Below are 22397 nucleotides of genomic sequence, written 5' to 3' on the forward strand. Positions count from 1 at the left end.
CCGCCCTGTTCCTCGACGAAACCGCGCACGGAAACCCTTGAGAGAAAAGAAAGTTAACGAACTCCGACCGATTCAGCCTTGCCCTGAAGGGATTTTCGCGACCGACAAGGTCTGAACCATTGGCAAGACGGGAAGTTAGAGGGCGGCCCTCGCCAGGGGGGAGGGACGAGGGCCGCCTGGGGTTCAGCCCCGGGGGGTCGGACTGAACCAGGGCCCGGTGCTACACCGGACAATCTCACTGTAACTCCGATACCGGCCCGTTGCGGGCGACGCCGGTACCCACAATTCGATAACGGCACGACGCGCCGGATCCGGTGCGCGGTCGTGAATTTTCCACCGCGATATCCCGGCCGTGGTCGACCAACGGGCGGGCCGATGTCCGGCTCTCCTATCCTTGGCGGGTGGACCGACCCAGCACGACGCCCAGCACGGTCGCGGCGTTCTTCGATCTCGACAAGACGATCATCGCCTCCTCGAGCGCGCTGGCCTTCAGCAAGCCTCTTCTGCGCGAAGGCCTGATCAACCGCCGAGCCGCGCTTCGCAGCGCGTACGCCCAGCTCGTCTTCTCCCTCGCGGGCGCGGACGCGGCGAAGACCGAGCGGATGCGGGCCGAGGTTTCCGCGCTGTGCGCCGGATGGGATGTCGCCCAGGTGTCCGCGGTCGTCCGCGAGACGCTGCACGACGTCGTCGACCCGCTCGTCTACGCGGAAGCCGCGGAACTGATCTCCTCGCATCGCGCGGACGGGCACGACGTCGTCGTGTTGTCGGCGACCGGCGAGGAGGTCGTCGCCCCGGTCGCCGAAATGCTCGGCGCGACGCGCAGCGTGGCCACACGGATGCAGATCGTGGACGGTCGTTACTCGGGCGAAGTCGATTTCTACTGCTACGGCGAGAACAAGGCCGTCGCCGCGAAGCAACTCGCGGCGACGTACGGCTACGACCTCACCCAGTGCCACGCGTACACGGACTCGAGCACCGACATCCCGCTACTCGAAGTCGTCGGACGGCCGCACGCGGTCAACCCCGACCGCGTCCTGCGCAAGCACGCGACCGAGCAGGGCTGGGAGATCCTCGCCTTCGAGCACCCGATGTCGCTGCGGACCCGGATCCCGGCGCGATCGGCGGGACTGGTGGCGCTCGGCGCCTTCGCCGCGGGGGCCACCTGGTACGGCTACAACCGGCGCAAACGCACCCGCTGAGCGCACACCCACACGGCGGCACCGAACCGGTTTTCGCAGCCAGGGTCGCGAATTGTCCGTCGCGGAGGGTGCCCGTGTCACTAGATCGAGCCTCTGTACCGGTGCACCCGTCTGCGCACTTGAAGTGACCCGGCTCACGGCGTAGAAAGTAGGTGCGGACGTTCGGTCGGCCAGGGAACAGGTAGAAGAGAAGCCTGTTCCACCCCGGCGAATCTCCGTGTGCGGACACCGGGTACCCACGCGCAGCGCGCCGCGGGAGGCTCGTCGTCTAGGGACTGCGTACCGGGACGCCGGACGCCGAGTCCATGAAGGTACGACCAGAGTTGCACGCTTGGTCGCCCGAGTTGCCCGCACTGACTGGCGGCGCCCGCCGGCTACGGCCGACGGGCGCCGCCAGTGTTTTACCCCTGTTTTCAAGCGTGACAGGCCCGTTCGCGTCCCTTTGTGTATGAACGGACCGATCGCGGGGGTGGCCGATGGACAAGCAAAGTGCTCGTGGGTAGCTTCCGGATATCAGTGCTTCCAGGTGGACTTCTTTCCACCTGAGAGTCAGGCACGAATCTGGGAGGCTTTGAGGTGACGACCCGAACCGCGCACGCCCGTCATCGGAGGATCCATGCGCTCGCCGTGCCCCTCGCGGGTCTGCTCACCCTCGCCGTCACGGCCGTTCCGGCGACCGCGCAGCCGGTGACGGCGGACGTGGAGGCGCAGCGGACGCTGCGCGGATTGACCCTGGAGCAGAAGGTCGGGCAGCTGTTCGTCACCTGGGTGAACGGGAAGTCCGCCGACGAGGTCAACGCCAAGAACAAGGCCGACTTCGGCGTGGACACCCCCGCGCAGGTGATCGAGAAGTACCACCTGGGCGGCGTCATCTACTTCAACAACGACAGCCGCGACAACTTCGACGATCCGGTGCAGGTCGCCAAGCTGTCGAACGGGCTCCAGCGGGCCGCCCTCCGCAGCGGCGCCCACATCCCGCTGCAGATCGCGACCGACCAGGAAGGCGGCACGGTCACCCGGATGGGTGCCCCCGCCACCGAGCTGCCGAACGCGATGGCGATCTCGGCCGGCCGTGACACCAAGGCCGCGCAGGAGGCCGCCCGGATCCTCGGGCACGAACTGCGCGCCGTCGGCATCAACCAGGACTTCGCCCCCGACGCCGACGTGAACTCGAACCCGGCGAACCCGGTGATCGGCGTCCGTTCCTTCTCCGGCCGTCCGGAGCTGGCGAGCGAGTTCGTCGCGGCACAGGTCAAGGGCTTCCAGAACTCCGGGCGGCGCTCCGAGACGGTGTCCGCTGCCGCGAAGCACTTCCCCGGTCACGGCGACGCCGCCACCGACAGTCACCACGAGCTGCCCAGGATCGACCGGAGCGAGGCCAGCTGGCGCGAGACCGACGTGCCGCCGTTCAAGGCCGCGATCAAGGCAGGCATCGACTCGATCATGAGCGCGCACATCCAGTTCCCCAGCCTCGACCCGTCGGGCGAGCCCGCGACGCTGTCGAAGCCGATCCTCACCGGCAAGCTGCGCGAGGAGCTCGGTTACCGCGGTGTCGTCGTCACCGACTCGCTCTCGATGGACGCCGTGCGCGAGATGCACAGCGACGCGGAGATCCCGGTGCTGGCGCTGAAGGCGGGCATCGACCAGCTGCTCATGCCGGTGAACCTCGAAGTCGCGATCAACTCGGTGCTCGACGCCGTCCGCAAGGGTGAGCTGACCGAACAGCGCATCGACGAGAGCGTCCTCCGGGTGCTCAAGCTCAAGCTGAACCGGGGCATCCTGACCTCGCCGTTCGTCGACCCGGCCAAGGTGATGTCGAAGGTCGGCACCCCGGCCAACCTCGCGACCGCGCAGGGCATCGCCGACCGGTCGGTCACCGCGATCCGCAACGACGGCGGCGTCCTGCCGCTCAAGCAGCAGCCCGCGAAGACGCTCGTGACCGGCTGGGGCGTGAGCACGACGACGTCACTGGCCGCGAAGCTCACCGCGCACGGCACGCAGGCGACGGCGTTGCAGACCGGCCAGACACCGACCGACGCGCAGATCGCGCAGGCCGTCGCGGCGGCGAAGAACGTCGACCTCGTCGTCGTGCTGACCAACAACGTCGGCACGTATCCCTTGCAGGGCAAGCTGTTGCAGGCGCTGGCCGACACCGGGAAACCCGTCGTCGCGGTCGCCGCCCAGATCCCCTACGACGCCGGTTACGAGAACCCGATCAAGACGTGGCTCGCCACGTACGGCTACATCTCGCCTTCGCTCGAAGCGCTGGCGAAGGTGATCCTCGGGAAGGTGAAGCCGCAGGGCAAGCTGCCGGTGGACGTCCCCGCAGGCAAGGACGTCGGCACGGTGAAGTACCCCTTCGGCCATGGGCTGACCTGGTGAACCTCAACCGCCGCCACTTCCTCGCCACCGGTGCGCTCGCGGTCCCCGCGCTGACGGCCGGGTCCTCGGTCGCGCGGGCGCAGCCGGAAAGCGAGAGCAAAGGTCCCCCGCTCACCCGCACCGGAGCGGACGTGCTGGCCGCCAAGGGCTGGGCACCGCTGTCCGGCCGGAAGCTCGGAGTGCTGTCGAATCCGACGGGTGTCCTGGCGAGCGGCGACCACATCGTCGACTCGATGGTCGCCGCCGGCGTCCGGCCGCTCGCCGCGTTCGGGCCGGAGCACGGTTTCCGCGGCAGCGCGCAGGCTGGCGGTTCGGAGGGCGACTACACCGATCCGCGCACCGGCGTGCCGGTGTACGACGCGTACGGCGCCGACGCGACGAAGCTCGCCGGGATGTTCACGAAGGCGGGTGTGGACACCGTCGTCTTCGACATCGCCGATGTCGGTGCGCGGTTCTACACCTACATCTGGTCCCTGTACACGGCGATGGTCGCGGCGGCGAAGGTCGGCGCGGCGGTCGTCGTGCTGGACCGGCCGAATCCGCTGGGCGGCAGGGCCGCCGGACCGATGCTGAACCCGGCGTTCGCCTCGGGTGTCGGCCGGAAGCCGATCGTGCAGCAGCACGGCATGACCGTCGGCGAACTCGCGCGGTTCTTCGCGGCCGAGTTCCTGCCTGCCGAGGGCGTCACGCCGGGCAAGCTCGAGATCGTCGAAGTGCGTGACTGGCGGCGTGATCAGCTCTTCGACCGCACCGGGCTGGCGTGGGTCCCGCCGAGCCCGAACATGCCGACGCCGGACACCGCGCTCGTCTATCCCGGCACCGGGATGTTCGAAGGCACCGTGTTCTCCGAAGGCCGCGGCACCACCAGGCCGTTCGAGATCATCGGCGCGCCCGGCCTCGACTGGCGCTGGCGTGAAAAGCTCGGCGAACTGCGGCTTCCCGGGGTGAAGTTCCGTGAAGCGTACTTCGTGCCGACGTTCGGCAAGTTCGTCAACGAGCCTTGCGGCGGCGTGCAGGTGACCATCACGGACCCGCGCGCGTTCGACGCCATCCGCACCGCGGTCACCATGTTCGTCACCGCGAAACAGGTGCACCCGGACAAGTTCAAGTGGCGGCCCGACAACTTCCTCGACAAGCTCTCGGGTTCCGACAGGCTGCGCACGATGATCGACAAGGGCGCCACGCCGGACGAGATCGTCGGGTCCTGGCAGGCCGAACTGGCCGAGTTCGACCGGAAACGCCGTCGCCATCTCATCTATCGCTGAGGGGAACGGCGGAGCCGAAGATGCATCCGAAAAGCAACCGAACGTGTGAACCCGCCCCGGCCGAAGGCCCCGCTATCGCGGTGCCACGGCGCCTTATCCGCCACCTTGACCTGAAAGACCAGGTCCGCGCCGTGGCGACGTCGATCGCGGTGGCGGGTTCCTCGACAAGCGCTGAGGGGAACGACCTTGCGTGTTAGGAAGATCCTGATCGCGGCTGTTTCCGTCCTGGTCGCGGCGACCACGCTGTCGACGGCGGGAGCACAGGCGATTCCGGGTACCGGAGAACAGGGAGACCGCGCGGCGGGCCGGTTCGACAGGCCGCGTGAGGGCTTCGCGCCCGCGTCCACCGTCCTGCGCGACGGCGCGCCCTCCGAGGTCGGCCTCGACCCGGCGCCGATCAAGGCGGCCGAGCAGTTCATCGAGAGCTGGACGAAGCCGGACGCCACCGGGCATCCCCACTTCTCCGGAGCAGTCGGCCTGCTCGCGCACGACGGCGTGGTCGTCGAGCGCCAGGCCGTCGGCGGCGCTGTCCGCTACGCCGACGCGAAGGGCACAGAGCTGCCACCGGAGCAGCAGGTGCCGATGCGCGCGGACACCATCTTCGACATGGCCTCGATCTCGAAGCTGTTCACCTCCATCGCGGTGATGCAGCTGGCCGAGACGGGCAAGCTGGACATCTCGGCCCCGGTGGTGCGGTACCTGCCGGAGTTCGGGGTGAACGGCAAGGAGGCCGTCACCGTCCAGCAGCTGCTCACGCACGTCTCGGGCTTCGCCGCGACACCGCTCCCGTCGCTGTGGGAGGGCTACCCGGACATCCCGTCGCGACGGAAGGCCGTCCTCGACAGCCCGCTGAAGAACGCGCCCGGCAGTACGTACCTGTACTCCGACATCAACCTGCTGACGCTCGGCTTCCTGGTCGAAAAGCTGGCCGGGGCACCGTTGGACAAGGTGGTCCAGAACCGCATCGCCGGCCCGCTGGGCCTGGCCGACACCGGATACAACCCGCCGCTGTCGAAACTCGCCAGGGTCGCGGCGACCGAGTACGCCGCGAAGCCGCCTCGGGGGCTCGTGCGCGGCGAAGTCCACGACGAGAACGCCTGGTCGCTGGGCGGCGTCGCCGGGCACGCGGGCGTCTTCTCCACCGCGCCGGACATGGCCGTGCTGGCGCAGACGATCCTCAACGGCGGCGCGTACCGCGGTCAGCGGATCCTGCGTCCGGAGACCGTCCAGTCGATGCTGACGAACTACAACCACAAGTTCCCCGACAACTCCCACGGGCTCGGCTTCGAACTCGACCAGCCCTGGTACATGGGCGCGCTGTCGGCGCCCTCGACGGCGGGCCACACCGGGTTCACCGGGACCTCGCTGGTGATCGACCCGCTGTCGAGGTCGTTCGCGATCCTGCTCACCAACCGCGTGCACCCGACGCGGAGCTGGGGCTCGATCAACCTCGCCAGGGAGGCGTGGGCGAGCTCGCTCGCGAAGGCGATGGCCGTCCGCCCGGCGCACGGCCGTGAGGCGTGGTTCAGCGGCGCCGGGGACGTCTCCACGGCCACGCTCACGACTCCGCCGCTACAGACGCGCGGTGGGCCGCTGAAGGTCTCCTTCGCCACCTTCGTGGACACCGAAGGTCCCTCGGACTCGCTCTTCTTGGAAACAAGTACCGACGGCGGAGCCACCTGGAAAACGATTACTCTGCGTGCAAACGGACCAGGCGCTCCCGCCGGGGACCAACCCGGACTCGGCGGGCACGGCCATCGGGCTTGGTGGCGGGTCGCCGCCGAGGTGTCGCAAAGCTCACAAATCACCCTCCGCTGGCGTTACACGACCGATGCCCGTTACACCGGACGGGGAATTTCTTTGGACGGTGTGAAAGTCACCGAACGCGGCCGCACACTGCTGGACAGTGAGCATAATCCGCCTACTTTCGTCGCTACCGGCTGGAAATTGAGCCCTAGGTAACCAGCCGGTTCCGATGCGGTGACCTGACCGCCCCGTTGACCGGGACACAGCCCCTTGCGTCGCGACACTAAGTTGCCAAGTCGTTAGCTCGACCTCGTTAACGGCCTCGACCTGGTTAGCGACTTTCTGGTCAACGATTAATCGCAAATCGAATCCGCAGACACGGATAGGTTGCGATCTTCCCGAAGGGTGTGGGTAGCCTTGTCGCAGATGCCAACGGTTAGTAACTTTCCCACGGTGGGCGATACCGATTCCGTAATCGCGGCCGCACCGTCCGAGGCCGTGCCGGCGCAGCCGACACGGGACGCTGACGCGAGCCCGCTTGTCCGGATTCGCTCCCTCCTGCCCGGGCTCGCCCGGGCAGAACAGCGTGTCGCGAAGGTCGTCCTCGAGGACCCCGCGACGGTCGCACGACGCAGCATCACCGAGGTCGCGCTCGCGGCCAACACGAGCGAAACCACCGTCACGCGGTTCTGCAAGGCCGTCGGTGTCGGCGGATATCCGCAGCTCAGGATCGCCTTGGCGGCCGACACCGCCCGCACGGAGGCCCGGTCGAGCCGGAACCTCGGCGGCGAGATCGGTCCGGAGGACGACCTGGCCGCGGTGATCGGCAAGGTGAGCTTCGCGGACGCCCGTGCCGTGGAGGAGACCGCCGACCAGCTCGACGTCCCGTCGCTACAGCGGGTGATCGACGTTTTGGCGGGCGCCGGCCGGGTCGACGTCTACGGCGTGGGCGCGAGCGCGTTCGTGGCCGCGGACCTGCAGCAGAAGCTGCACCGCATCGGGCGGGTCAGCTTCGCCTGGTCGGACACGCACATCATGCTCACCTCGGCCGCCGTGCTGAGCCCGGGAGACGTCGCGATCGGCATCTCCCACACGGGCGCGACCACGGACACCGTCGAGGCGCTGCGCGTGGCCCGCGAGCACGGCGCGATCACCGTCGCCGTGACGAACTTCCCGCGTTCGCCGATCACCGAGGTCTCCGACCACGTACTGACCACGGCCGCGCGGGAGACGACGTTCCGCTCGGGTGCGACCGCCAGTCGCATCGCGCAGCTGACCGTCATCGACTGCCTGTTCATCGGTGTCGCGCAGCGGCACATGGACGCGTCGGTCAACGCGCTCGACGCGACCAGGGACGCGGTTGGCTCGCACCGTCTGGGCGTCCGGCCCGACGGCAGGCGGCGGCCGCGGGAAACCGGCAAATGAGCGAAAAAGTGAGGCGCATGATGACCGTCCCACGCCAGGTGGTGCACGTCGATTCGCCAACCGAACAGCGCAATCCACGGACGACCGACATCGACCTGATGTCGACCATGGGGATCCTCGGCGCGATCAACGCCGAGGATCGCCGGGTCCCCGAAGCCGTCGCCGAGGTGCTGCCGCAGGTGGCACGGGCGGTCGACTTCGCCGTGGAAGCGCTGCGGTCGGGAAACCGCGTGCACTACTTCGGGGCCGGCACCTCCGGCAGGCTGGCGACGTTGGACGCGGCGGAGCTCGTGCCGACGTTCAACGTGCCCTCCGATTGGTTCATCGCGCATCACGCGGGCGGCGCACGCGCGCTGCGCCAAGCCGTCGAAGACGCTGAGGACGACGCGAAGGCCGGAGCCGCCGAGGTGACCGAGTCGGTCGCCCCCGGCGACTTCGTGCTCGGGCTGACGGCTTCCGGCCGGACTCCCTACGTCCTCGGCGCGCTGGCCGCGGCCAGCCGTCGTGGCGCCCGGACCGCTTTGGTCTCGGGCAATCCGGCCGCGGTGACGCCGCCGGGGGTCGATGTCCTCATCGCGGTGGACACCGGCCCCGAGGCGATCGCCGGGTCGACGCGGATGAAGGCGGGCACGGCGCAGAAGATCATCCTCACGGCGTTCTCCACCGCGACGATGATCAAGCTCGGCCGCACCTACTCGAACCTGATGGTCAGCATGCGGGCGACCAACGCGAAGCTGCGCGGACGGACCATCCGGATCCTGCGCGAGGCCACCGGGATGAGCATGGCGGACTGCTCCGACGCGCTCACCGAGGCCGACGGCGACCTCAAGGTCGCGCTGGTCCATCTGCTGTCCGGCGAGGACGTCGCGAACGCGGCGAAGGCGCTGGCGGCCAACGATGGCCACGTACGCAAGGCTCTCGACTCCCTGCGGGTGCGCGCGAGCTGAACCCGATCGCCCAGGCTCCCTGGTCTTCGCGACCGAAACACCGGCGGACAGGCCCGTTCATCCCGGCGCTTCGCGCTCACGCGACGCGAACGGGTGTCCGTCGCCGGGATGACGCTGCTCGGCGTCATCGGCTGGGGGTCCTGACGCTTTCGTGGCGCCGCGCCAGTACGGGCTCGGCGCCGCAGGCGTGTCCGTGGTGACCCCGGTGCCCCCGCCGACCCCGATGCCGCATTGGGGACACCACAGCAGGGGAAGTCGAGCGGCCGCGCGATATTTAGCGTACCCACGCTAACGATAGCAAGGGTCCCTTGCTATCACTTTCGGTCAGGCGGGCTGGGCCACCGGCCTCCGCGAAGGAACCGAAAGCGCGAAGGCGAGCAGAGCGACGAAGGCGGCAACGGGGCCGACCCACCAGACGCCCGCCGATGACAGGACGACGCCACCCAGCGCGGCACCGAGGGCACCGCCGCCGTAGATCGCGGAACCGTTGAGCCCCAAGGCGACCGTCGGCGCGTCGGGCGCCAGCGAGAACAGCCGGTGCTGCTGCGGCACCATCAGCATCCCGCCGAACACCCCCGAAGCCAGCGCGAAGACCAGGGCGCCGGGCAGGCTCAGCACGGCGAAGTCCAGCAGCGCCAGCGTCGCGACCGTGCCGACGAGCGAGATCGAGCGGACGCGCGCGGAGCCGAGGGAGTCGGTCGCGCGGCCCGCGAAGGCGTTGCCCGCGATCTGCCCGATCCCGAAACCGACGAGCAGCCACGAGATCATCGCGCCCGCCGCCACGGGCGCCACCAGCACCGGCAGGTACACGAAGGCCGCGAAGCCCGCAGCGGTACCGAGAACGCTTACGCCGAGCACGCGCGCGATCGGCGGCCGCGCGACGACGGCGAGCCTGGCGCGCAGGGTCACCGTCGGCATCCGGACGCCGGGCAGCAGCGGCACGAGCAGCGTCACCACCACCGCCACCGCGCCGATCCCCCACATGACCGCGCGCCAGCCGAACCAGTTCCCGGCGAGTACCCCGATCGGCACGCCGAGCACCATCGAGACGCTCATCCCGGCGGAGACGGTGGCCAGCGCGCGGCCGCGGCGCTCGTCCGAGGCCAGTGCCCCGGCGAGGACGTAGGCGTTGGATTGGAACGCGGCGGCGCCGAGGGCGGCCAGCACGCGCGCGACGGCGACCACGGCGAAGGACTCGCCGAGCGCCTGACCGGCCATGCCGATCGTGAACAGCACCATCCCCGCGCCGAGCACCCACCGCCGATCGAGTTTGCCGGTGAACGCCGCGATGAGCGGCGACGAGATCGCGTAGGTCACCGCGAAGACCGTGGTCAGCTGGCCCGCGGCGGCTTCGGAAACGCGCAGGTCGGCGGCAATGGTGGGCAGCAGCCCGTTCAGGACGAACCCGTCGGTGCCGACGGTGAACGTCCCGACGGCGAGTACCAGCAGAGCCCCCAGAGCGAGCCGATCATTAGATGATCGTCGAATCGTCATGAGAGGTATAGTGGCCGGACTATTCGATGACTGTCAAACAGTTGGAGCGAAGTGAGCACCACGCTGCCGCAGCCGGTGACCGAGGAGATCGAGATCGTGCCGGTTCTCCAGGCGCTCGCGGATCCTGTACGCCTGGAGCTGATCCGCGCCCTGCGAAGCAACCCTTCGCCGCGAAGCTGCGCCGTCACCGAGTACGACGTCGAGATCAGCGCGCCGACGCTTTCCCATCACTGGAAGGTCTTACGCGAAGCCGGCCTCACGACGACGTTCGTCGAGGGCCGGACCCGCTGGGTCGAGTTACGGACCGAGGACATCCACGCGCGGTTCCCCGGGCTACTGGACGCCGTCCTCGCCTAGCCGCCACTTCGCCGCGAGTTCTCCCGCGGCGCACACGCCGACGTCGAGCAGATACGGCCCGGCCTGACCGCAACCGGATCCCGGCGCGATCGGCTGACCGTGCCCCATCCCGGTGACGGCGTGCGTGTCGACGGCGGCGCCGACGTCGGTCCACTGCTCGGCAAGCTCGCGCATGTTCATCGGGGCGACCGTGTAGTCGGCCGTCCCGTGCCAGACACTCACCGGCGACCGCGGCCCCGTGCCCGCGGCGCGCACCTTGTCACCCCACTGTTCCGGGGTCAGATCCTTGCCGGGGTTCATGCAGGAGTACGCGTCGATCATCGAAGCCGCGCAGCCGTAAGGCAGTCCCGCGACGACACCGCCGCCCGCGAACAGCTCCGGATACGCCGCCAGCAGCACCGAGGTCATCGCTCCGCCCGCCGACAGACCGGTCACGTACGTCCGGCTTCCAGCAGCGTACCGCGTCATCTGCGCGATCGATTCGGCCTCCCCGGACCCGCGCTTGATGTCGCCCGCCTGGAACCAGTTGAAGCACTTGCTGAAGTTGTTCGCCGAGACCTGTTGCGGCAGAACGAGTTTGAAGCGCAGCTTATCCGCGAGCCCGACCCAGCCGGAGCCGCGCGCGTAGCCGGCCGCGTCCTGGGTGCAGCCGTGCAGCACGACCACCGCCGGACGTCCGGACGGCAGCCCGTCGGGAACGTATTCGAACATCCGCAAAGCACCGGGATTGCTCCCGAACCCGGTCACCGGGCGGATCGTCGCCGCCTGTGCCGGAGTCGAAAAGAGAAGGGTCAATGCCGAAACCACCGCGCCGATGAGGAGTTTTCGCATCACCCGAGGGTAAAACCGCCACCCGCGGGGTTTCCACGTGGCAGACCACCACAGCCGCGACCTGTTTTGTGTGGCCGCGCCCGGTACCGGCCTCCGAAGACCGCGCTTATCGTCGGCCGATGCGGCTCATTCTGGTCCTCGCGATGATGCTGGCCCTGGCCACCCCCGCCCAGGCGGCAAGCGGTTGCGGGAACGTGCGCGTTCCCGGCGCCGCGAAACAGCAACTGTCCTGTTTGGACGATCTGACGACCACCGGGACCCTGGCCACCGGTCATACGGTCCAGGCCGACTGGGCCGGGCTGACCTCGGCCGGTTTCCCCGCGCCCAACGGAGTTCCCGGCGTCCAGATCGACGGCTACTTCCCGGACACCTCGACGTCGAACACCACGCACGGCTGGAATCACGACGCGCAATTCGTGCTCCGACTGCCGGATCACTGGAACGGCGGCCTCGTCGTCTCGGGATCCCCCGGCGTGCGGCGGCAGTACGCGAACGATCGCGCGATCGGCGACCAGGTCCTCGCCGCCGGCTACGCGTTCGCCGCCACCGACAAGGGCAACACCGGCGCCGGTTTCCACACCGACGGACGTCGCCCCGGCAACGCGCTCGCCGAGTGGAACTCGCGGGTCACCCAGTTGACCATCGCCGCGAAGGCCGCCGTGGCGCACCGCTACGGACGCCCGCCGAGCCGCACGCTCGCGGCCGGGTTGTCGAACGGCGGCTACCTCGTCCGCTGGCAACTCGAGAACCGGCCGTGGCTCTACGACGGCGGCATCGATTGGGAGGGCACGCTTTGGCACGAAGACGGGCCGAACCTGTTCACCTTCCTGCCGCCCGCGATCAAGGCCTACCCCGCGTACGCCGCCGGTTCCGCGCAGGCCCACCAGCAGATCCTCGACGCCGGTTTCGCACCGGGCTCGGAATTCCTCTGGCAGTATCACAACGACGTCTACTGGGGCCTGACGCAACGCATCTACCAGGCCGAGTTCGACCCGGCGTTCGCCGGAACCGACTACGACTACGCCACTCGCCCGCGGTCGGTGCACCGTGCGGTCGACCGGATTTCGCTGACCGGCCGGATCGGCAAACCGCTGATCACCCTGCACGGCACCCTCGACACCCTCCTGCCGATCACCCGCGATTCCGACGTCTACCAGCGCATGATCGCCGAACAGGGCCGCGCCGGGTTACAGCGCTACTACCGGGTCGTCGACGGCAACCACGTCGACGGGCTTTACGACGCGTACCCGGACAAGCTGCGGCCCATCGGCCCGTGTTTCCGCACGGCGTTCACCGCGCTCGAAGGCTGGCTCGACGGCGTCCGCCCGCCCGCTTCGGCGACGATCCCACGCGCGAGCGGTGACCTGGCGACCACTTGCGCACTAAGCTGATCGGATGGAATTCCAGGACGTCGTACGACGCCGTCGCATGGTCCGGAAGTTCACCGATGAACCCGTCGCCGAGGCGAGCCTTCAGCGCATCCTGCGCAACGCGCTGAAGGGTCCCTCTGCCGGTTTCTCACAGGGACAAGGATTTCTCGTTTTCACCGGCGAGGAACTGGCGAAGTTCTGGGAGTTCGGGGCGAGCTGGGCGCCGGAAACCGTGACCACGGCCCCTGTCGCGATCGTGCCGCTCTCGGTCAAGAACGCGTACCTCGACCGCTATGCCAAGCCCGACAAGGGAGTCGCCGACCGCGACGACTCGTGGTGGCGCGTGCCGTACTGGGATGTCGACACCGGGATGGCGACGATGCTGATCCTTCAGACGGCCGTCGACGAGGGCCTCGGCGCGGTGTTCTTCGGGCTCGCGCCGGAAAGCGTGGAGCGGCTTCACAGCGAGTTCGGGGTGCCTGCGGATCACGACCCGATCGGCGTCGTGGCGCTCGGACACGGTGACGAGCCCGGACCTTCACCCGCCTCTTCGGCGACCAAAGTCGCTCGCCGCGGCTTCGACGAGGTCATCCGTTTCGGTCACTGGTGAGGCGGTGCAGCCTGAGCGCCAGCTGCAGTTCCAGCGCGCGCTCGGGCGCCTGCCACTGCTCGCCCAGCAGTGACGCGATGCGGTCCAGCCGCTGCACGACGGTGTTGACGTGCACGTGGAGAAGTTCCTTCGCCCGCGTCAAGTTGCCGCCGCAGGCGAAATACGCGCGAAGGGTGCCGATCAGATCCGTGCCGCGGCGTTCGTCGTAGTCGAGCACCGGGCCGATCGTGGCGGTCACGTACGCGCCGAGGTCGGCGTGGTCGCCGAGGAGCAGCCCGACGAACCCGAGATCTGCCATGCTCGCGCCTTCCCCCGCCCGCCCGAGTGCCAGCAACGACGCGACGCACCGCGCGGCTTCGGCGTGCGCCACGGCCAGTTCCCGCGGCGACGCCGCCGGGCCCGCCGCGCCCACCGTGACCGGACAGTCCATTGTGGACGTCAGTTCGGCGGCGACCGATCCGGCCAGCGCCCCGGGCTCCGCGCCGCGGACCAGCAGGACGACCTCGTCGGCGTGGACACCGACCAGATCCGCGTGCCGCACGGCCGCCGCGGCCAGCCGTCGCCGGGAGACGTCGTCGGAATGCGCGACCAGCACCGCATGCGGTGTCGACAAATCGACTCCCAAGCGACGACCGCGGGCCAGTAGCGCGGAGGGGTTGCGGCCCGGCGCGGTGAGCAGGTCCGACAACAACTCCCCGCGCACCTCGTCCTCGGCGCGCGCGACGGAACGCCGTTGCATCAGCAGCACCGCGGTGACCACGCCGGCCCGCTCGAACAACCGCCGATCGGCCTCGCCGAGCGACGGCCCGCCGCCGAGCACCAGACTGCCGAGGAATTCCTGCCCAGCCTGGACGGCGCACAGCCAACCGTCCTCTGTGGACACCGCCCGGCCGCTCGCCCGGGACGCCGACACCGCAGCACGCGAGAGACTCAGCTCCGCACCGGTGCGGGCCAGGACGACGCCGTCCGCGTCGTAGACGGCGATGGCGCCGCCGAGCACGTCCGCGACCGCGGCGGCGACCTCGGCAAGGTCGCCGCCGCGCAGCACGAGATCCATCAGCCGGTCGTGCGCGTCTTCGGCGCGGCGCATCGCGTCGTTGTGCGCGCTGATCGTCGCGTTGGCGGCGTTCAGCTCGGCGACCGCGCGGCGCGTCTCGTCGAGCAGATGCGCGTTGTCCAGTGCGATCGCCGCGTGGTCGGCCAGCGACGACAGCAGCGCGACCTCGTCGGGCGAGAACTCCCGCGTGGTGCGGTCGGAGGCGAACAGCACCCCGATGACCTTGCTGCCGATCGCCAGCGGCACCCCGAGGATCGCGGTCAGCCCCTCGTCGAGCACCCCGGTGTCGATCGACGACGTATGGCGGAACCGCTTGTCGTCGAAGTAATCCGCCGTCGCGTACGGCCGCGCGGTCTGCGCGACCAGCCCGCCGAGCCCCTCGCCCATACCCAGCACGATGTCCTGGAACAGCGCGGAAACCGAGCCGTCGGTCACGCGGACGTAGGTCTTGCCTTCGGTTTCGTCGTTGAGGCTGAGATACGAGACGTCCACGCCGAGCAACGCCCGCGCCCGCCGCACGATCGACCGGAGGACGGCGTCCGGATCGTCCAGCCGGGCGAGGTCGCTGGCCGTGTCGAACAGCGCGGCCAGCTCCGCCTCGCGCCGCCGGTGCTCGGCGACGGTGTCCCGGATCCGCAGCGCCAGCTCGGTGGCCTTCGGATCGACAGGGACCTGCGCCAGCTGCTCGCTGCCCGCCCCGGAGGCGAGCAGTTCGAGCAGCCGGCGCAACCGCGTCGCCGTCTCAGCACCGTCCACAACGGTCATGCTGGCACGTGACCGCGCTCCGTGAGAACTTCGGAGTGCAGGGACTCGCCCTTGGTCTCGCGGGCGGCGAGCAGCGCGATCACGGTCAGCACGCACATCGCGACCACGTAGAGCGAGACCGGGATCGTGCTGCCGAACTCCTTGAACAGCGCGACCGCGATGAGCGGCGCCACCGCCCCCGCCGCGATCGACGACAGCTGCCCGCCGACCGAAAGGCCGGTGTAGCGGACCCGCGTCGGGAACTGCTCGGAGAAGAACGCGGCCTGCGGCCCGTACATCGCGCCGTGCAGCACCAGCCCGACGGTCGCCGCGAGAATGATGACACCGGAATTCTTCGTGTCGAGCATCGCGAAGAACGCGAAACTCCACGCCGCCATGCCGACCGCGCCGAACAGATAGACCGGGCGGCGGCCGATCCGGTCGGAAAGAATGCCCCACAAGGGAATCGTCACGAAATGCACGGCGGAGCCGATGAGCACCGCGTTCAGTCCGGCCGACTTCGGCAACCCCAGCCCGGTGGTGACGTAGACGAGAATGAACGCCGTGATCACGTAGTACGAAACATTCTCCGCCATGCGCGAGCCGATCGTGATCAGCACCGCGCGCCAGTTGTTCCGGAACACCTCGACCACCGGCGCGTGCTCGGGCTTGCTCTTCTCCTGCGCGGCAAGGAACACCGGCGATTCGCTGACCGCGAGCCGGATCCACAGCCCGATCACCACGAGGACACCGGAAAGCAGGAACGGGATCCGCCAACCCCAGCTGAGGAACGCCTCATCGGACTGCGTCCCGGCGAGGATCGCCAGGACCGCCGTCGCGAGCAGGTTCCCGCCGGGAGCACCGCACTGCGGCCAAGACGCCCAGAACCCGCGGCGTTTGTCGTCGCCGTGTTCGGAGACGATCAACACCGCACCGCCCCATTCGCCGCCGAGCGCGAAACCCTGTACCAATCGCAGCAGCGTCAGCAGGACCGGCGCCAGGACACCGACGGAGGCGTACGTCGGGAGGATGCCCATCGCGCAGGTCGAACCGCCCATCAGCAGCAGGCTCAGCACCAGCAGCTTCTTGCGCCCGACGCGGTCTCCGAAGTGCCCGAACACCAGCCCGCCGATCGGCCGCGCGAGGAAACCGACCGCGTAGGTCAGGAACGCGAGCAGCGTGCCGGTGAGCGGATCGTTGGTGGGGAAGAACAATTTGCCGAACACCAGCGCCGCGGCGGAGGTGTAGAGGAAGAAGTCGTACCACTCGATCGTCGTGCCGATCAGGCTGGCGCTGACGACCTTCGCGATCGAGCCGCGGTTCTGCGTGGTCACCGGGGAGGTCCTTTCTGGGAGAGGGTTCACGCGGCGGTCCAGCCGCCGTCGAGGGGGATGGACGTGCCGGTGACGTGGGCGGCGTGGTCACCGGACAGCCAGAGCACGCAGGCGGCGACGTCGGCGGGTTCGATGAGCCGTTTGATCGCCGACCGGCGGAGCAGGACCTGCTCGATGACGGCGTCGCGTTCGAGCCCGTGCTCTTCGGCCTGCGCCTGGAGCTGGCCGGTGACCAGCGGTGTGCGGACGTAGCCGGGGTTGACGCAGTTGCTGGTCACGCCGTGTTCCGCGCCTTCGAGCGCGGTGACCTTGGAGAGCCCTTCGAGCGCGTGTTTCGCGGTGACGTACGCGGATTTGAACGGGCTCGCGCGGAGGCCGTGGACGCTGGACATGTTGACCACGCGCCCCCAGCCGCGGTCGTACATGTTCGGCAGCACGCGGCGGATGAGCAGGAACGGCGCGGTGACCATGAGCGCCTGGATGCGGGCGAACGTCTCCGGCGGGAATTCGTGGATCGGCGCGATGTGCTGGAAACCGGCGTTGTTGACGAGGATGTCGATCTCGGCCGGGAGGGTCTCGACGGCCTGGGCGTCGGTGAGGTCGACGACGTGCGCGATGCCGTTGATGCCGGCGGCCGCCTTCTCGACGGCGTCGTCGATGTCGGCGAGGTGGACCTTGGCCCCCGCCTCGGCGAGCGCTTCGGCGCAGGCCAGGCCGATCCCGCTCGCCGCGCCCGTGACCAGCGCGGACTTACCGGCAAGATCGCTGTGATACGCACCACTCATGCCGGACGACGTTAGGTCGCCCGGCCCGCTTAGGCCATGTGGTTACGCCCTACACCTGCTCAAGATCCCGTGTGCGCTCCGCACACCCCGCAATTCGGCACCTGGTTGCGATGGTTGTGCGTGCAAGCATCGCAACCAGGTGCCGAATTGCGGGGGTCAGCCGGCGGCGTCGGAGATCGACTTCGCCTCGCGGGCGCCGGTCTCGAAGGCTTCACACGAAAAGAGCAGCCAAGCCCGGACGCCATCAGGAGTTCCGCCGGAGAACGCCGAAGCGGCTTCGAGGTACTTCGGCACGCGCCGGAAGTACGCCACCTCGGGCACCGTCAGCGCCTTCGGGTCCAGCCCGGTCGCCACCGCGGAAAGCCGCGCCGCTGCCCTCGCGACGACACCGTCCGCGGAGCCGAAAGGCTTGAGCGCCAACAGTTCCCCGTGCACGACGGCGGTCAGCACCGGCCCCGGCACCGACGTCGCGCCGGTGATCAGTTGCGCCAGCATCTCCAGCCGCGGACCGACGTCGCCGGACGACCGCGGCCGTCCCAGTGCGTCGGGATCCGTCACCAGATCCGACGCGGCGAGAAGGTGCAAGCGCGCCAACGCCTGCAACGGAGCACGACGCCAGGTCGGAAGCAGACCTTCCAGCGCTTCCGCCACCCGCAGCGCGCCGGCCAGCACCGGATCGGTCACTTCACCGGATTCGGGCAGTTCGGGCGCGGCGCCTTCGATCCCGGCCGACGCCCGCGCCGACCGCACGGACGCTTCGGCGGCCGTCTCCGCGCCGCCGCGCAGGTTGGCGGGCAGCCGGTGGACGGCGAACACCGCGTCCTGTGCCGATTTCGCGGCCGCGGCGACCCCTTCGAGGTCCAGCAGCGGCTTCAGCGGATCCGTCACGCGTCCAGCACCTGGCCCTCACGGCGTACGACCGGTGCCTGCACCGACCACGGGAAGTTGATCCACCGGTCCGTGTGCTTCCAGACGTACTCGCATTTGACCTCGGAGCGCGGCTTCTCGTAGACGACCGCGCAGCGCACCTCGGCGACGTGGTCGGCGCAGAAGTCGCGGACCAGCTTCAAGGTCGCACCCGTGTCCGCGACGTCGTCGGCGACGAGCACCTTCTTCTTCGTCAGGTCGACGACGTTCGGCACCGGCGGCAGCATCACCGGCAGGTCGAGACGCTGATCGACGCCGGTGTAGAACTCGACGTTCATCACGTGCAGGTTCTTCACGTCGAGCGCGTAGCCGAGCGCGCCCGCCACGAACAGCCCGCCTCGCGCGATCGACAGGATGAGGTCCGGCTCGAAGCCGTCGTCGGCGACGGCCTGCGCCAGCTCCCTGCTGGCCGTCCCGAACAACTCCCAGGTGAGCTCTTCCCGCTCCTCGGCCATGCTGCCTCGCCTTCTCGATCGTTCCCGCGAGCATAGGCAACGCCTCAGTGGCCTTCTCGAATGCTTCGAAACTGGCTCTCCAGTAAGGCCATTGCCGTCCGTAGCGTCGAGCCCGTGACCGACTGGAACACCCACGCGACCTTGACCGGCGAACGCGTCCGCCTCGAGCCGCTCACCCGCGATCACGCGAAGGGCTTGTTCGCGGCGGGCTCCGACCCGGCGATCTGGACCTGGCTCAGCCTCCGGCAGCCGCGGGACCTCGCCGCGGCCGAAACCATGGTCGACGACATCCTCGCCGACCCGGACCGCCGCGCCTGGGCCCAGATCGACGCCCGCACCGGCGAGGTCGCGGGCACGACTTCGTTCTACGCGATGAACGCGCGCCACAAGATCGTTTCCCTCGGCTACACCTGGATCGGTTCCGAATGGCAGCGGACCGGACTCAACCGCGAGTCGAAACTCCTGTTGCTGCGCCACGCTTTCGACGACCTCGGCGCGAACCGCGTCTCGTGGGAGACCGACATCCGCAACCTGCAGTCCCAGAAGGCGATCGAACGTCTCGGCGCGCAACGGGAAGGGGTGCTGCGCGCGCATCGCGTCCGGCCCGACGGGACCATCCGTGACACCGTCGTCTACTCCGTCACCGGACCAGAATGGCCCGCGGTCCGTACCGCTTTGTCCTCAAGCGTGTGAATGCCGCGCGCAACCACGATGCAACCTTTTACTTCGCGTCGTAACGTCGATAGCGTGCCAACGGGCGTGAAGACACGCGAATCACAGGAGGCATCGCACCATGACCGAGCAGTCGCCGGCGCTGGACAATTTGCTCACGGAGAGCAGGACCTTCCCCCCGAGTGAGGCTTTCAGCGCGCAAGCGAATGCCACCGCCGACTTCTACGCCGAAGCCGACGCCGACCGCGAAGCGTTCTGGGCCAAGCAGGCCGAGCGCCTCCACTGGGAAACGAAGTGGTCCCAGGTACTGGACTGGACCAATGCGCCGGTGGCGAAGTGGTTCGTGGGCGGGAAGCTCAACGTCGCGTACAACTGCGTCGACCGCCATGTCGATTCCGGGCACGGCGACCAGGTCGCCATCCACTGGGTCGGCGAGCCCGGTGACAACCGTGACATCACCTACGCGCAGCTGAAGGACGAGGTTTCCAAGGCCGCAAACGCCTTCGAGTCCCTCGGCCTCACGGCGGGCGACCGGGTCGCCATCCAGATGCCGATGGTGCCCGAAGCGATCGTCGCGATGCTCGCGTGTGCCCGCATCGGCGTCCTGCACAGTGTCGTCTTCGGTGGTTTTTCCCCGACAGCACTGCGATCCCGGGTGGACGACCAGGCGGCGCGGATCGTCATCACGACCGACGGCCAGTACCGCCGCGGCAAGGCCGCCCCGATGAAGGCCAATGTCGACGAAGCGCTCGAAGGCGCCGAATCGGTCGAGAAGGTCATCGTCGTCCGCCGCACCGGCGAAGAGGTGCCGATCACCGAAGGCCGTGACCTCTGGTGGCACGAACTGGTCGACAGCCAGTCCGCGGAGCACGCGCCGCAGGCGTTCGACTCCGAGCACCCGCTCTTCATCCTCTACACCTCCGGCACCACGGGGAAGCCGAAGGGCATCCTGCACACCTCCGGCGGATACCTGACCCAGGCGGCGTACACGCACCACAACGTCTTCGACCACAAGGCCGGCGAAGACGTCTACTGGTGCACCGCCGACATCGGCTGGATCACCGGGCACACGTACATCGTGTACGGGCCCTTGGCGAACCGGACGACGCAGGTCGTCTACGAAGGCACGCCGAACACCCCGCACGAGGGCCGCCACTGGGAGATCGTCCAGCAGCACAAGGTCTCCATCTACTACACCGCGCCCACGCTGATCCGTACGTTCATGAAGTGGGGCAACGAGATCCCGCAGAAGTACGATCTCTCGTCGCTGCGCGTGCTCGGCAGCGTCGGCGAACCGATCAACCCCGAAGCGTGGATCTGGTACCGCGAGAACGTCGGCGCGAACTCGGCGCCGATCGTCGACACCTGGTGGCAGACCGAGACCGGCGGGATCATGATCTCGCCGCTGCCGGGCGTCACCGCCACGAAGCCGGGCTCGGCGCAGAGGGCACTGCCGGGTATCTCGGCGAAGGTCGTCGACGACCAGGGTGTCGAGGTCGGCAAGGGCGGCGGCGGTTACCTCGTGCTCGACAAGCCGTGGCCGGGCATGCTGCGCGGCATCTGGGGCGACGAGGAGCGTTTCCGCGAGACCTACTGGTCCCGCTTCGCCGACCAGGGCTACTACTTCGCCGGCGACGGCGCGAAGTACGACGCCGACGGTGACGTCTGGCTGCTGGGCCGGGTCGACGACGTGATGAACGTGTCCGGGCACCGCATCTCGACCACCGAGGTCGAGTCCGCGCTGGTCTCGCATCCGACGGTCGCCGAGGCCGCCGTCGTCGGCGCGACCGACCCGACCACCGGTCAGGGCATCGTCGCGTTCGTCATCCTCCGCGGCAACGCGGTGGATGGTGGCGATGAGGCCGTGCAGGAGCTGCGCAACCACGTCGCGAAGGAGATCGGCCCGATCGCGAAGCCGCGGCAGATCCTGGTCGTGCAGGAGCTGCCGAAGACGCGGTCGGGCAAGATCATGCGCCGCCTGCTGCGCGACGTCGCCGAGAACCGCCAGGTCGGCGACGTGACCACGCTGGCCGACTCGTCGGTGATGGATCTGATCTCTTCGGGCCTGAAGACCGGCAAGTCGGAGGAGTAACTCCACCTCGCGCGCGCCATGAAAGGTCCTTTCCTTGCAAATTTCGCAAGGAAAGGACCTTTCATGGCGTTCGACACGCCTACCACACCCCGGTTCGCTCTACTCGAACGCCTGTTCTAGGATGTGCCGGGTACCACCCCATACCCGGGCAAGGAGACGACACCGACGATGACCGTGGATGCCTTGACACGCACTGACGCCGTGTCCGAAGAAGCGGCTACCGAAGCGCCCGTCGACTCGACGCCGCAGGCGGAGACGGCCGAAGCCCCTGCCGAGGCCAAGACCGAGACTCCGGAAACCCCGGAGACCCCCACCGAAGACGCCACCGACGGCGCGGTGGAATCCCCCAAGCCCAAGCGTGGCCGCCCGAAGGTCGCCACGACGGCGAAGAAGACCCGCACCGTCGAGCTGACCCTCACGGTCACCGGCACCGCCGACGGCGAGTGGCAGGCCGAGCTCAAGAACGGCGCCAAGTGGGTCGCGAAGGGCCTGGAGATCCCGGCCGCGGCCGTGTCCCGCGCCGCCAAGGAACTGCACGCCGACCTGTCGGGCCCGATCGACGAGGTCATCAACGCCGCCCGCGAGCTGCAGGCCGCGAAGGTCGCTCAGCTCGAAGCCGAGCTGGAGAAGGCGAAGCTGGCGCTGGCCGAGCTGGACGCGTAAGACTTTCCTCCCGACCGGGGCGGACGCTGGATATCAGTGTCC

At 68.9% G+C, this 22397-nt stretch carries 19 protein-coding genes; 12 read left to right on the forward strand and 7 right to left on the reverse strand.

The features are described from left to right. The first annotated feature begins 401 nt into the window (after positions 1-401). The 6 genes from DL991_RS21970 (at position 402) to DL991_RS21995 (ending at position 8964) form a co-directional block, all read left to right on the forward strand. Positions 402-1199, forward strand: coding sequence for an HAD family phosphatase (locus DL991_RS21970; RefSeq protein WP_125786214.1), 798 nt, complete (start codon positions 402-404; stop codon positions 1197-1199). A gap of 576 nt (positions 1200-1775) precedes the next feature. Continuing rightward, on the forward strand, positions 1776-3581 hold the full coding sequence (locus DL991_RS21975) for a glycoside hydrolase family 3 protein (RefSeq protein ID WP_125786215.1): 1806 nt from the start codon (positions 1776-1778) through the stop codon (positions 3579-3581). Further along, on the forward strand, positions 3578-4846 hold the full coding sequence (locus tag DL991_RS21980; RefSeq protein WP_125786216.1) for an exo-beta-N-acetylmuramidase NamZ domain-containing protein: 1269 nt from the start codon (positions 3578-3580) through the stop codon (positions 4844-4846). Before DL991_RS21975 ends, DL991_RS21980 begins: the two co-directional genes overlap by 4 nt. Positions 4847-5032: 186 nt before the next feature. Beyond that, a complete protein-coding gene (locus DL991_RS21985) occupies positions 5033-6808 on the forward strand; it encodes a serine hydrolase (RefSeq protein WP_125786217.1) in 1776 nt (591 codons plus the stop codon). A gap of 210 nt (positions 6809-7018) precedes the next feature. Then, positions 7019-8017: a MurR/RpiR family transcriptional regulator gene (locus DL991_RS21990; RefSeq protein WP_370307155.1), complete on the forward strand. Its 999-nt coding sequence runs from the start codon at positions 7019-7021 to the stop codon at positions 8015-8017. A gap of 17 nt (positions 8018-8034) precedes the next feature. Then, positions 8035-8964: an N-acetylmuramic acid 6-phosphate etherase gene (locus DL991_RS21995; RefSeq protein ID WP_125786218.1), complete on the forward strand. Its 930-nt coding sequence runs from the start codon at positions 8035-8037 to the stop codon at positions 8962-8964. Positions 8965-9288: 324 nt separating this feature from the next. Here DL991_RS21995 and DL991_RS22005 read toward each other — a convergent pair whose 3' ends face one another. After that, positions 9289-10458, reverse strand: a complete 1170-nt coding sequence (locus DL991_RS22005; RefSeq protein ID WP_125786219.1) for an MFS transporter — start codon at positions 10456-10458, stop codon at positions 9289-9291. Positions 10459-10509: 51 nt separating this feature from the next. On the opposite strand from DL991_RS22005, the gene DL991_RS22010 reads away from it, so the two are divergent. Then, complete coding sequence (locus tag DL991_RS22010) at positions 10510-10815, forward strand: helix-turn-helix transcriptional regulator (protein ID WP_125786220.1); 306 nt, start codon at positions 10510-10512, stop codon at positions 10813-10815. Here the strand turns inward: DL991_RS22010 and DL991_RS22015 are convergent. Next, positions 10792-11646: a PHB depolymerase family esterase gene (locus tag DL991_RS22015; RefSeq protein ID WP_125786221.1), complete on the reverse strand. Its 855-nt coding sequence runs from the start codon at positions 11644-11646 to the stop codon at positions 10792-10794. The genes DL991_RS22010 and DL991_RS22015 overlap by 24 nt on opposite strands. Positions 11647-11765: 119 nt before the next feature. On the opposite strand from DL991_RS22015, the gene DL991_RS22020 reads away from it, so the two are divergent. Continuing rightward, positions 11766-13037 (forward strand): tannase/feruloyl esterase family alpha/beta hydrolase, encoded by a 1272-nt coding sequence (locus DL991_RS22020; protein WP_199754029.1) that lies wholly within the window; start codon positions 11766-11768, stop codon positions 13035-13037. Positions 13038-13041: 4 nt separating this feature from the next. Beyond that, a complete protein-coding gene (locus tag DL991_RS22025; RefSeq protein ID WP_125786222.1) occupies positions 13042-13626 on the forward strand; it encodes a nitroreductase family protein in 585 nt (194 codons plus the stop codon). Here DL991_RS22025 and DL991_RS22030 read toward each other — a convergent pair. The 5 genes from DL991_RS22030 to DL991_RS22050 form a co-directional block, all read right to left on the reverse strand. Next, positions 13604-15448, reverse strand: a complete 1845-nt coding sequence (locus DL991_RS22030; RefSeq protein WP_125786223.1) for a GAF domain-containing protein — start codon at positions 15446-15448, stop codon at positions 13604-13606. The genes DL991_RS22025 and DL991_RS22030 overlap by 23 nt on opposite strands. Beyond that, a complete protein-coding gene (locus DL991_RS22035) occupies positions 15445-16761 on the reverse strand; it encodes an MFS transporter (protein WP_125786224.1) in 1317 nt (438 codons plus the stop codon). The genes DL991_RS22030 and DL991_RS22035 overlap by 4 nt, the downstream gene beginning before the upstream one ends. A 26-nt stretch (positions 16762-16787) precedes the next feature. After that, a complete protein-coding gene (locus DL991_RS22040; protein ID WP_125786225.1) occupies positions 16788-17546 on the reverse strand; it encodes a 3-hydroxybutyrate dehydrogenase in 759 nt (252 codons plus the stop codon). A 156-nt stretch (positions 17547-17702) separates the two neighbouring features. Beyond that, entirely contained in the window at positions 17703-18434 is a 732-nt protein-coding gene (locus DL991_RS22045) for an oxidoreductase (RefSeq protein WP_125786226.1), read from the reverse strand. Beyond that, a complete protein-coding gene (locus DL991_RS22050; protein WP_005166906.1) occupies positions 18431-18928 on the reverse strand; it encodes a phosphoribosyltransferase in 498 nt (165 codons plus the stop codon). The genes DL991_RS22045 and DL991_RS22050 overlap by 4 nt, the downstream gene beginning before the upstream one ends. A gap of 114 nt (positions 18929-19042) precedes the next feature. Here DL991_RS22050 and DL991_RS22055 point away from each other — a divergent pair, with 114 nt between their 5' ends. The 3 genes from DL991_RS22055 (at position 19043) to DL991_RS22065 (ending at position 22355) form a co-directional block, all read left to right on the forward strand. Beyond that, on the forward strand, positions 19043-19621 hold the full coding sequence (locus tag DL991_RS22055) for a GNAT family N-acetyltransferase (protein ID WP_125786227.1): 579 nt from the start codon (positions 19043-19045) through the stop codon (positions 19619-19621). Between the two features lie 100 nt (positions 19622-19721). After that, entirely contained in the window at positions 19722-21692 is a 1971-nt protein-coding gene (acs, locus tag DL991_RS22060; RefSeq protein ID WP_125786228.1) for an acetate--CoA ligase, read from the forward strand. Between the two features lie 168 nt (positions 21693-21860). Then, positions 21861-22355 (forward strand): DUF6319 family protein, encoded by a 495-nt coding sequence (locus DL991_RS22065; protein ID WP_125786229.1) that lies wholly within the window; start codon positions 21861-21863, stop codon positions 22353-22355. Positions 22356-22397 lie beyond the last annotated feature (42 nt).

The organism is Amycolatopsis sp. WAC 01375 (assembly GCF_003947325.1).
In the GTDB taxonomy this organism is placed as follows: domain Bacteria; phylum Actinomycetota; class Actinomycetes; order Mycobacteriales; family Pseudonocardiaceae; genus Amycolatopsis.

What these genes read in the sequence shown, in the direction of transcription:
- DL991_RS21990 (WP_370307155.1), top strand. Translation starts at nt 7,019, where the DNA reads ATGCCAACGGTTAGTAACTTTCCCACGGTGGGCGATACCGATTCCGTA.
- DL991_RS21995 (WP_125786218.1), top strand. Translation starts at nt 8,035, where the DNA reads ATGATGACCGTCCCACGCCAGGTGGTGCACGTCGATTCGCCAACCGAA.
- DL991_RS22005 (WP_125786219.1), bottom strand. Translation starts at nt 10,458, where the DNA reads ATGACGATTCGACGATCATCTAATGATCGGCTCGCTCTGGGGGCTCTG.
- DL991_RS22015 (WP_125786221.1), bottom strand. Translation starts at nt 11,646, where the DNA reads ATGCGAAAACTCCTCATCGGCGCGGTGGTTTCGGCATTGACCCTTCTC.
- DL991_RS22020 (WP_199754029.1), top strand. Translation starts at nt 11,766, where the DNA reads ATGCGGCTCATTCTGGTCCTCGCGATGATGCTGGCCCTGGCCACCCCC.
- DL991_RS22025 (WP_125786222.1), top strand. Translation starts at nt 13,042, where the DNA reads ATGGAATTCCAGGACGTCGTACGACGCCGTCGCATGGTCCGGAAGTTC.
- DL991_RS22030 (WP_125786223.1), bottom strand. Translation starts at nt 15,448, where the DNA reads ATGACCGTTGTGGACGGTGCTGAGACGGCGACGCGGTTGCGCCGGCTG.
- DL991_RS22040 (WP_125786225.1), bottom strand. Translation starts at nt 17,546, where the DNA reads ATGAGTGGTGCGTATCACAGCGATCTTGCCGGTAAGTCCGCGCTGGTC.
- DL991_RS22050 (WP_005166906.1), bottom strand. Translation starts at nt 18,928, where the DNA reads ATGGCCGAGGAGCGGGAAGAGCTCACCTGGGAGTTGTTCGGGACGGCC.
- acs (WP_125786228.1), top strand. Translation starts at nt 19,722, where the DNA reads ATGACCGAGCAGTCGCCGGCGCTGGACAATTTGCTCACGGAGAGCAGG.
- DL991_RS22065 (WP_125786229.1), top strand. Translation starts at nt 21,861, where the DNA reads ATGACCGTGGATGCCTTGACACGCACTGACGCCGTGTCCGAAGAAGCG.